Here is a 2,990-nt window from a genome sequence, read left to right as displayed (position 1 = left end):
GTGCCGATGGCCTTGCTGGCGACCTGCCCGGTGATGGCGACCAGGGGCACCGAGTCCATGTGGGCGTCGGCGATGGGCGTGACCAGGTTGGTGGCGCCGGGCCCCGCCCACTCCCCAGGGCCCCGAGCCCGTGCTCCCGTCCACCGCCGCGTCTGTCGGTCGGCTCGCCCTGCTCGCACGGGTGTCCGCCGGGCGCCCGGATAGTGAGACCGGCTTCGGGTCCGCTTGACACGGACTAATCCGAAGGAGCAGTGTCTGTGCCATGCGCACCCGAATTCTCGTACTTGGCAGGCGCGTCGCCTGACCCGGGACCACACTCCCGCGGCCACCCGACGCGCCCCCCTCGCATGCCCCACGGCACGAGGGGTTTTTTGTTGCACCGAACCGGTCCGCGCCGCCTCGGACGAGGCCCGCGAACCGACAGCCACCAGCCCGACCCAGCGCCAGACCCTTCAGAACCGGGAAGAGACCGCGATGACCGAGCAGTCAGGCGGGGCACCGAAGCCGCAGCCTCGCGCCCCCCGCAACGGACCGCAGCAGACCGCGACCGTCGAGCACCTCACGGGAGCGCAGTCACTCATCCGCTCCCTCGAATCGGTCGGCGCCGACACCGTGTTCGGCATCCCCGGCGGCGCGATCCTCCCGGCCTACGACCCGATGATGGACTCCGGCACGGTCCGCCACATCCTGGTCCGGCACGAGCAGGGCGCGGGCCACGCGGCCACCGGGTACGCCCAGGCCACGGGGCGCGTCGGTGTCTGCATGGCCACGTCGGGGCCCGGCGCCACCAACCTGGTCACGCCCATCGCCGACGCCCACATGGACTCGGTGCCCCTGGTCGCCATCACCGGGCAGGTCGCCAGCAAGGCCATCGGCACCGACGCGTTCCAGGAAGCCGACATCTGCGGTATCACCATGCCGGTGACCAAGCACAACTTCCTGGTCACCGACCCCGCCGAGATTCCCCGGACCATCGCGGAGGCGTTCCACATCGCCTCCACCGGCCGCCCCGGCCCCGTGCTGGTGGACATCTCCAAGGACGCGCTCCAAGCGCAGACGACGTTCAGCTGGCCCCCCACCCAGGACCTGCCGGGCTACCGGCCCGTCAGCCGCCCGCACACCAAGCAGATCAGGGAGGCCGCGCGGCTGATCTCCCAGGCGCGGCGGCCCGTGCTCTACGTCGGTGGCGGCGTCCTCAAGGCGGGAGCCTCGGCCGAGCTGCTGGCACTGGCGGAGCAGACCGGTATCCCCGTGACCACCACACTGATGGCCCTGGGCGCTTTCCCCGACTCACACCCGCTCCACCTCGGCATGCCCGGCATGCACGGGTCGGTCACCGCGGTGACCGCGCTCCAGAAGTCCGATCTGATCATCGCGCTGGGCGCCCGGTTCGACGACCGGGTGACGGGACGACTGGACTCCTTCGCCCCCCACGCCAAGGTCGTCCACGCCGACATCGACCCCGCGGAGATCGGCAAGAACCGCGCAGCGGACGTCCCCATCGTCGGGGACGTGCGAGAGGTGCTGATCGAGCTGGCGGCAGTGCTGCACGCGGAGACCGCTATGGGGCGGACCGGCGACTACGCGGCCTGGCGGGAGCTGCTCGGCCGCTGGCGCGAGACCTACCCCCTCGGGTACGACCTTCCGGAGGACGGCAGCCTGTCGCCGCAGCAGGTCATCGAGCGCATCGGGCGGCTGGCCCCGGAAGGGACCGTCTACACCGCGGGAGTCGGCCAGCACCAGATGTGGGCGGCGCACTTCCTCACGTTCGAGGCCCCCGCCACCTGGCTGAACTCGGGCGGCCTGGGAACGATGGGCTACGCCGTTCCCGCCGCGCTGGGCGCCAAGGCGGGCCGACCGGACACCACCGTGTGGGCCATCGACGGTGACGGCTGCTTCCAGATGACCAACCAGGAGCTGGTCACGGCCGCCCTCAACCGGATCCCCATCAAGGTCGCGGTGATCAACAACGGGGCGCTGGGCATGGTCCGCCAGTGGCAGACCCTCTTCTACAACCAGCGCTACTCCAACACCACGCTCCACTCGGCACCCGGCCAGGGCGGTGCGCCGGCCGAGTCGTCCGGTGCCCGCGGCACCCGGGTCCCCGACTTCGTGATGCTCGCCGAGGCCATGGGCTGCGTCGGCCTGCGCTGCGAGGACCCCGCCGACCTCGACGCGACCATCGAGAAGGCCAACGCCATCAACGACCGCCCCGTCGTCGTCGACTTCATCGTCCACGAGGACGCCATGGTCTGGCCGATGGTGGCAGCCGGGACCTCCAACGACGAGGTGCAGGCCGCCCGAGGGGTCCGCCCCGACTTCGGCGACCTGGACGACTGAGCGACAGCGCCGAGACAGAAAGCAGACCCACAGATGTCCAAGCACACGCTGTCCGTTCTCGTGGAGAACAAGCCCGGTGTCCTCGCCAGGATCACCGCGCTGTTCTCCCGCCGCGGCTTCAACATCGACTCCCTCGCGGTCGGCACCACCGAGCACCCCGGGATCTCGCGCATCACCATCGTGGTGAGTGTCGGAGACCTGCCGCTGGAGCAGGTCACCAAGCAGCTGAACAAGCTCGTCAACGTGCTGAAGATCGTCGAGCTGGAACCCGGCTCGGCCGTCCGGCGTGAACTCGTTCTGGTGAAGGTCCGTGCGGACAACGAGACGCGGTCCCAGATCGTCGAGATCGTGCAGCTCTTCCGGGCCAAGACCGTCGATGTCGCCCCCGAGGCCGTCACGATCGAGGCCACGGGAAGCAGTGACAAACTCGAGGCGATGCTCCGCATGCTGGAGCCGTTCGGTGTGAAGGAGCTGGTCCAGTCCGGCACCATCGCCATCGGACGGGGCGCGCGCTCCATCACCGACCGGTCGCTGCGCGCCATGGAGCGGTCGGCCTGACCTGCCGGGGCTGTCGGCGCCACCCGCCGGCCGCCCCGGGCCCCGGCCCCGCGCACCGGCCCGACCGCCTACCCGGCGGGTGTCGGTCGCCC

At 70.8% G+C, this 2,990-nt stretch carries 2 protein-coding genes and 1 pseudogene; 2 read left to right on the top strand and 1 reads right to left on the bottom strand.

Translation table 11 applies throughout. The features are described from left to right. Nucleotides 1-107: pseudogene (locus HCJ92_RS23410) on the bottom strand (thiamine pyrophosphate-binding protein); the annotation flags it as partial. 367 nt (nt 108-474) lie between these two features. Here HCJ92_RS23410 and HCJ92_RS23405 point away from each other — a divergent pair. Next, nucleotides 475-2,340: an acetolactate synthase large subunit gene (locus tag HCJ92_RS23405; protein WP_167935607.1), complete on the top strand. Its 1,866-nt coding sequence runs from the start codon at nt 475-477 to the stop codon at nt 2,338-2,340. A 33-nt stretch (nt 2,341-2,373) separates the two neighbouring features. After that, nucleotides 2,374-2,898: an acetolactate synthase small subunit gene (ilvN, locus tag HCJ92_RS23400; protein ID WP_167935606.1), complete on the top strand. Its 525-nt coding sequence runs from the start codon at nt 2,374-2,376 to the stop codon at nt 2,896-2,898. Nucleotides 2,899-2,990 lie beyond the last annotated feature (92 nt).

It is taken from the genome of Streptomyces spiramenti (genome assembly GCF_012034385.1).
Classification (GTDB): Bacteria; Actinomycetota; Actinomycetes; order Streptomycetales; family Streptomycetaceae; genus Streptomyces; species Streptomyces spiramenti.
Note: the sequence above shows the minus strand (reverse complement) of the source record. Positions and strands in the feature narration are given on the sequence as shown.

Coding starts and splice junctions, on each gene's coding strand:
- HCJ92_RS23405 (WP_167935607.1), top strand. CDS start 475: ATGACCGAGCAGTCAGGCGGGGCACCGAAGCCGCAGCCTCGCGCCCCC.
- ilvN (WP_167935606.1), top strand. CDS start 2,374: ATGTCCAAGCACACGCTGTCCGTTCTCGTGGAGAACAAGCCCGGTGTC.